Source organism: Micromonospora sp. NPDC005161 (assembly GCF_053599855.1).
Window position 1 is genome coordinate 1 of sequence record NZ_JBSFYQ010000095.1, and the last position, 7,659, is coordinate 7,659.

The 7,659-nt window shown below is 63.8% G+C and carries 5 protein-coding genes; 3 read left to right on the forward strand and 2 right to left on the reverse strand.

Going from position 1 to position 7,659, the window contains the following annotated elements; all coding sequences use genetic code 11:
• Positions 1–35: 35 nt before the first annotated feature.
• On the reverse strand, positions 36–353 hold the full coding sequence (locus ACWD5O_RS36590; RefSeq protein ID WP_450088120.1) for a transposase: 318 nt from the start codon (positions 351–353) through the stop codon (positions 36–38).
• Between the two features lie 1,315 nt (positions 354–1,668).
• Positions 1,669–2,511, reverse strand: coding sequence for a transposase family protein (locus ACWD5O_RS36595; protein WP_450005813.1), 843 nt, complete (start codon positions 2,509–2,511; stop codon positions 1,669–1,671).
• Positions 2,512–4,833: 2,322 nt separating this feature from the next.
• Here ACWD5O_RS36595 and ACWD5O_RS36600 point away from each other — a divergent pair.
• The 3 genes from ACWD5O_RS36600 (at position 4,834) to ACWD5O_RS36610 (ending at position 7,547) form a co-directional block, all read left to right on the forward strand.
• Positions 4,834–5,556 (forward strand): hypothetical protein, encoded by a 723-nt coding sequence (locus tag ACWD5O_RS36600; RefSeq protein WP_450088121.1) that lies wholly within the window; start codon positions 4,834–4,836, stop codon positions 5,554–5,556.
• A gap of 676 nt (positions 5,557–6,232) precedes the next feature.
• Positions 6,233–7,090, forward strand: a complete 858-nt coding sequence (locus ACWD5O_RS36605) for a hypothetical protein (protein ID WP_450088122.1) — start codon at positions 6,233–6,235, stop codon at positions 7,088–7,090.
• Between the two features lie 28 nt (positions 7,091–7,118).
• Complete coding sequence (locus tag ACWD5O_RS36610; RefSeq protein WP_450088123.1) at positions 7,119–7,547, forward strand: SsgA family sporulation/cell division regulator; 429 nt, start codon at positions 7,119–7,121, stop codon at positions 7,545–7,547.
• Positions 7,548–7,659: the final 112 nt, after the last annotated feature.

Here is a 7,659-nt window from a genome sequence, read left to right on the forward strand (position 1 = left end):
GTGTTCGGCCTTCTGGGAGTCGACGAAGTCGACCTTCATCGCGACGGACGGTCCAGCTCCGCCGCGAAGAAACTCGCCGCGGACTTCAGGATCTGGTTCGCCCGCCGCAACTCACGCACTTCCCGTTCCAACGCGGCGAGGCGTTCCGCGTCGCTGCTGGTGACGCCCGGCCGGTCGCCGGCGTCGGTCTCGGCCTTCTTCACCCACGTGCGCAACGCCTCCGGATGAATCCCGAGCTGGCCGGCGATCCGCCGGATCGCTCCGATCGCGGACGCCGGATCTCGGCGGGCCTCGACCGCCAACCGGGTCGCACGCTCACGCAACTCATCGTTGTACTTCTTCGGTGCCGGCATCGCTGGTGTTCCTCCCAGGTTTCGATGTCTCCATCAAACCCGGTGCGGAACAACACGCAGGTCGCGAGCCTCGTTGGGCCGGCCGAGGGCTGCGACGGCCCCGTGGGTTGCTGTACTTCCGTGCTGTACGGCGACCAGGCCCGGCCGGAGCTACGACCCCCGCCGGGGGGATGCGGTCACAAAGCTGTCGGCTGTTGCCAGCTGGTGACAACCCGCGTCGACGAGCAGGCGCCGGGCCTCGTCGGTTGACGTCTGAGCTCTGTGCGTCGCGTCCGCAGGCGTCCGGCTCGGCTACGGCTACGGCTACGGCGCCAATGGAACTGCATACTGTGCGGGTGACTCAGGACCGTCGATACAGCGTTCATCTCGACGTACTCATGGCGCTCATCACCTACCTCGCTCTGACCGGTTGGCGTAGCCGGTCTCCTCGGGGTCTGTCTCGGGACCTGGGGTTCGATGAGGAGGCGATCCTCAGCGCCCTCGACGGATTCCCCGGCCTATTCCGCAAGAGCAAAGACCTCTACCCCACAGACATTGGGCCGCAGCATGCCTACACACTTCATGCCCGCTACGCCCGCCGCAGGCCCCGCGTAGGCTCCGCAACCCACGCCACACAACCTCCCGAACGTCCTGCCTCCCTGTCTGATCGGGACCCGAGCCAGGATGGGCGAGGGGAGGAGGTCGACACGGAGACGGTGCGGGCACTCCTCGACTTCGTGAGCCAACAAGCGAGGTCGGAACAAGATTCGCACCGGCAAAGTAGGTCGCAAATCTGGGTGGTGGTGGGTGTGTTCGTCGCTGCTGCCGCGAGCGTGCTTGCTGCAGTCGTTCAGGCTGCCGCCTAGCCATGCCCAACCGCTAGCTAGCTGGACCGCTTCGTCCCGAACGCCGTTGCGGTGCATCGTCTGCTGTCATCGGTTGTCATCCCGTGTCTAAAAGTTCGGCTGCGACCCCGTGTGCGGTCGTGACTTGTTGACGGCAGGCGACGCGTTCGCTGCCTCCTTGCTGCTTCTCGATGGGTCGAGGAAGTAGATGCACGTCGTTGCCCTAAGCCGGCAGCCTCGCCGACGGCCGGGCCTGAACCCTGCGGAGGGCGTAACCTCAAACTTTCTCGGCGGGCGCCTGATGGCTTCCTTACAGGCCCCTTTCCCGCTTCTCCCTCCGCCACTACTGTGAGGTCCCGCCACTGGCCGGCTTATTGTCTCGCTTGCTACGTGGACCCTGCATTGCAAGACCCTGTCTACTTCATCGAGAGGAACCGGATGGCGTCTAGACCTGGCCCCACCTTGCCACAAAATTGGCAACTGAAGTGATCTCAACAAGATTCGGGTAGGTATCGGTATTCGAAGTGGGTGAGGTGGAGTGCGGCGCGGACGATGTCGCCGATACTCCGGGGGCTGGCGGTGGTGTGGCGCAGCGTGTGCCAGCGGCCGGTGAGGATCGCGAAGCCGCGTTCTCCGAGGCAGCGCATGGATCGAAGGGCAGCGTTGTAGGCGCGGTTGTTGACGGCGAGGCGGCGGCCGTCGGCGGGCTGCTTGTAGGGAGTGTGGATGCCCTGGCCAGCGCCTTCGTAGCCCGAGTCGGCCAGGGTCGGTAGGTGCAGGTGTGAGGCCGCCCAGTAGAGGGCACCGGTGACGTCCAAGTGCTGGGCGCAGGTCAGGTCGTGCAGGTGTCCGGGCATCGCCTCGGAGGTCCAGATCGGTAGCCCGTCCGGGCGCATCACCGCCTGAATGTTCGCGCCGAAGTCGCGGTGTTTCCCCGAGTACCAGGCGTCGATGGTGACGTCTTTGACGCTGGTGGTGGTCTCGGCCAGCCGGTCGGTGTCGAACAGCTTGCCGTCCAGGATCACGTGCGACCAGCCGTCGGCGGCGACCCGCGCCAACGCCTCGTGCAGGGTGGGTGTCTGCGCCGCCAGGACGCGTACGGCCTCGGCGACGTACCGGTAGGCGGTGGCACGTGACACCCCGAACCCGGCCCCGAGGACGGTTTTGTCCTCGCCCTTACGGAACCACACCAGAACGAGGAGCGCCTGGTAGAAGCAGGTCAACGCCCGGGTTCCCGGTCGGGTGCCCACCGCCCGACGCTCGGCTCGCAGCAGACGCGCCACGTGCCGCACGAGTTCCCTGGGCACGTCGAGCCTGGCAGAATAGGTGATCACGTGGAGCCCTCTCGAAGACTGATTCCGTCGCAAGAACCTGTCTATCGATGGCTCCACGCCCACATCCAGCACTGTCCGCTATGGACGCTACACCCGTGTTGTCCCCAGTTGGCGATCCGGCCTTGCTGAGATCACTTCACTGGCGATCGGGGCTTGGTGCCTATCTACCTTGCTCGGCATTGTCGGCATTGCGGTATCGGTTTCGAACCCGAGCCAGGTCACTTGGCTCCGAGCGCTCAGCATCGTGCTGGGTGCAATCGCTCTGGCGGCCTTCGTTGCCGCGCTGTGCCGCACACTGTTACTCGTGCGCAGACTCCCCTGGGCAGCCGGGACCTACCCAACTTGCGCATCGGTATCCACACAACGCGGTGGGCCCAGTCCCCCCGCGACGTCGCGGACGCCTACGACTTCCTGGCCTCACTGCTGCGGCACGATCCGCCATCGCTGGCCCTGATGCAGGGCCTGTACCGACGCAACCCCATGTGCATCCGTTTGGTAGAGAGCGAACGGAACGACAAGCGAAGCCTGGTTGGCATGGTCGTGATCGCACCGTTGACGGCACGTGCCGTCAGGGACTTTCAGGGAAAGGCTATTACGTCGCTTGACTCCACAATGTTGGAACGCTACGTCACACGCACGTGGCAACGGCCGCACGGCGTCTACCTTGGAGGGGTGGCCGGAGCGACAGCCGCCGGACGCGCGTGGGCGTTGAGCTTTCTTGAGTCATTCCTCCTAGGCAGCGGGACCAGAGCCTTGTTTGCGCGCCCAGTGAGTGCCGACGGTCTGCGCGTGCTGAAGACAGCCGGATTCGTGCCGATAGGCGAACCAAGCCCGTTCTGGCATCGTGCCCTGTAGTACGCACACACCGGAGGACTACCCGCGAGCGGCCTGGCCGCCCTCGACAGGCCGTGCTGTCTCTCCACTGCTCCCGTCGGCAATCTGCTGTCCGAGAGCCATTCCGCCGAAGGCCAGGAGGCGCTATGACCCGGCGGAGTACGTCGCCCCGGAAAGTGATGACCTCCGTCGGGGCGATGCGGACCCAAACTGGCGGGTGGTGCGAACCCCTAGCGGCTCGCACCAGCTAGCACGGGATACATTCATGTCCGTTGGACCTGATCCGACCACACAATGGGCACGTCGTTCTCAACTCACCCTGCCGGGCCAATGAAAGAGTCAGCTTGTATTTGAACCATGCCTCGCAGCGTGCTGGCTCCCCGAACGGCTGAACCACGACCCAGCCGGTCCGCGTAGCCTGGTGCAGGTAAGAGACCATAAACTCGGAGGACTTTACGCCGGCTGCAGCAGATAGTTGTTGCGCATGACGGAGCAGGGGGTCAAGTTCGTTGTCGGGCAAGCCTACCTCGTTGGTCGAGGAGGCATTGGTGCCCTCAACGACGTTGAACCTGTCCAGCTGCCCGTTCGTGGACACATAGTCGAACCCTAGGTCTGCGGGCAGTCCGGGGGGAGCGTCTGTCGCAAAGGCCCGGAGCCTGAGGCTTGCGGAGAAGTCGTGTCCAGGGAGATCAAGGAGCGGGAGGCTTACGAGAAAGCCCTCGCCGTCCTCGTAAGTCTTCACAGCCCCACGAAACTCGGAAATAATTTTGATGACCCTGACCAACGGGCCTGTGCCCGGCGCAACTGTGTCAGCGACGAGCTCAGCCGACTTCCACAACATCGCCTGTACGGCGCCTACCATCGCAGATTCGACCAAGTGATCGGCGCGGTTTAAGTCGGAAAACCGAGGGACCTCCGAGGGGCTTGTGAACTCAGCATTTGGCCGGAGAATGCTGATCTGCTTCCTCGAAGTTCGCCTAAGGAGTTCAGCCCCGGATAGTTCTTCGCGGGGCCGCCAACGTTCCGCGGATTCCGGAAACACCACTTTGGGCTCAGGAATCAAGTTGCGGTGCCGAGTTTCAAACGGTTCCTCGGGCGCGATGTGGAGCGACGGGATTTCTTGGGGGGCATCGGGGGAGCCTGCCCGCTCTCGGGGTTTGTCTTCCCCGGCATCAGAAACTTCTCTCATGAGGAGATAGTCCTCTTTCGAGGAGCAGGCATCTGTCGTGTTCCTGTCCCAACCCTTCAGCCTTTCGCCTCCGAGGCTGGCACCGGTACTGGTAGGCCGGGGGCGTCGTCGAGTTCGTCGGCCACGTCAACCTGCTGGGTATTGCCCGCAACGTGACGTCCTGGTCTCCGACCGTCCGGTCAGGCTGGCCGTTCGGCTGCTCGCCTGGCTGCTCAGCGAGCCGCGGATGCCCTACTTGCACGCCCTCGGATGCCAGGCCGGGCAAACCGCCATTGCCTGCCGGTACAACAAGGGGAACGATGATCTCGCCGATCAACAGGGGTGAAGACGACGTACCCGAAGGGGGTCAAGTGCCAGGCGAGCAGATCACGGAGTTGCTCCGGCGCCGACCGGGTTGGCAGGACGCGGTAGCAAACCTTCGAGGGCTCCGAGAACGAGCCGGCGATGCCGCGAAACAGCGGGCCGACCAATACGGCGCAGTCTACGAGGGCCGCCGAGGCGCCATGGTGGTGGATGTGATCGCCTCGCGACAGCGCAAGTACCAAAGCCGAGTGTTGCCCCTGGTCGCCAGGTGGGAAGAGGATGTGGAGGGCTCCACCCTCAGGAGGCTTGCAGCGTGGTCCGATTCCGGCACCTTGGGCCTTCGATCTGGTGAGGCCGAGACCATGTCGACGACTGCACGCAGGCTCCTGCGTTTCGCCGACGAGAACGGTCTCAGCGAAGATGAGGGCTGCCGTGCGTGGGCTACCTCTGTGGACGCACTCGAGCACGCCTACATGCTTGACCCTTACGTAGGGGGTGTTAAGGGCATCGGTCTTGCCTTGTTCAGCTACCTACGCATGCGCTGCGGCGGCGATGCACTCAAGCCCGACGTCCGCGTGCAGAAGGCGCTCAACGCCCTCGGCTTCGACGTCCCGGCCAATCCTCATGCGATCCTCGCCATCTCCAGGGGCGCCGCCGCGGAGATCGGGACAGGCGCACTCGTTCTCGACCAGCTTCTTTGGTGGGCTCCCACAGCGTAGGCATGCCACCACGCACCTTCGCCATCCAGTACCCCCGGGTCGACCCCGAAGCGGCCCGCGTCCTGGTTCGACGCCGCCCGCCAGCGAAGTCCTAGAAACGCCCTACCACCTCACACGCTTTCGAGGTCTGCGACGCGAGGTCCAGCCTCAACCGACTGGGGCCATGAGCGGGGCGGCAAGCCGGGTCCGGCCTCCGACGGACGGCCTCGTACGTTGATGAAGGAGACCGCAACTGAGACCAGCAGGGCCAGGGCCGGCGTGAGCACGCCCAGCCACGCTTTCCAAGTCTGCTCGGCGCTATACGCGCTTGATCGGGTCGGATCGCCACCTGGGCCAACTCAACCGGCCGTTCGTCTACGGTCGCCCCCCCCACGTCTGGGAACGAGACGACAAGTGAGACGAAGGCCGGACGCCGCCTGATCACCTTGGTCGAAAGGTTGCCCCGGCTCAGACGTAAGTCCAAGTGGGCTGGAGCCCGCCAGGGGGCTCGAGTTCGTGGACGCCGGCCATGTCGGGCATCGAGTAACCCCACCGATCTCGGTGCATCAGCTCGATAAGCGACCGCCCGAACGTCCGATACCCGACACTCCGTCTTCATCAGGCCAGTCCGGCGGCATTGAGGTTGTCCATTGTCAGTGCCATGCTCATCCCCATGGAGTATGGAGTACCCCTCCGGGTGGAGTTTCTACTTCCGGGCGCCGCCACGCTTGCCAGCGGGCTTTGGCTCACCGCTTCCCTCAGTCTTGTCGGAGCCGACTCCACCCGGTGGATCACACAGGTTACATCGCCAGTAGGTACTGGATCCCTCCAAGCCATCGTCGCTCTCCTCGTTTTGCTTGGCACTTCCTACGCCATTGGTGTGGTTGTTGTAATGGGTACGTTTCTTTGGCCCACTAACTTCCTGATACAAAACGCACGCATTTCCCGCCTTGAGAAGTTGAGGCGCCTTGAGGATACTGCTGCGGGCCCTAACCGGGAGCAGCCGACCGTCAGCTATCTTCGACACCTATTCAAGCCCAACCCGAAAGGGCCAGCAGAGGACCCCCGGGGACAAGCGGAGCAAACCAATGCCGTTTCAGATTCCGTCAGGGTAAATTGGTGGACTGATCCGAGCCGCTGGTGGAGGCAGTTGTTCTCGCCACCCCCGGAGTTGCCGTTAGATCTGCAACTTGCGCTCACAGTCGCGCGACGCGATATGTCCCAAGCAGCCCAGAGTGAGTACGAATATCGTCGATCGGTGCGTCAAATCTGCGTAGGGATTGCACCTGCTGTTGTGATCGCAACTGCCGCCGCCGAAGTGTGGGCTTGGTCCATTGACGGTAGAAGTCCTTTTTGGAGCCTCCTGATGGGGCTGCTGTGCCTTGCAGCAGGCGCGCTCGTCATCTCCGGCCTCATGACTGGAGCCAAATACCAGGAAACGACGGCCCAATGGTTACTGCTTGATTTGGCGTTCTTGCACTACTGGGCCAATGTCTCACCCGTCGAAGCATTGTCGGCGCTGCCAGAACCCCGCGCTCATACCCTCGAATCTTGAGACGCTTTTTCCGTTGTTGGGAGCCACTATGCCGGTAATTAGGCCCACGACGGTGGGGGTTGTAACCTCGCTCCGGCTCGTGGCGCCCGACGCCGCGGCCGTGCCGGTCTGTGCCAGCCTGCGCTATGACCCAGCCGATCCATACAACGTCCACGTACTGTTCCATGCGGAATCAGCAGGCGGCGAGGCTGTCAGCTGGGCATTCCCCCGGGAGGTGCTCATCACGGGACTCGATGAGCCCGCTGGCGCGGACAACGTCCGTGTTTGGCCCTGGGACACTCCCCGCGGCGTCTTCGTCGCGCTGGCACTGTCGTCGCCGGACGGAGACGCCCTCTTCGAGGTACCCCGTTCAGTCCTTTTTCGCTTCCTCACCCGCACCTTCGTGGTTGTTCCGCGCGGCAGCGAGTCCGTACCCTTTGATGGCGATAGCGCCGTGAAGCGCCTCTTGGAAGGGTAATGAGGCCGGTGCCCCTTCAGGGTCATTGCGTTCTAGGATTACTGCTGGTCACGGCGGTGATGAGGTCGTGGGAGCGGCGGTTGGCGCGTCTGGCGGCGCGGGCGATGTTGGT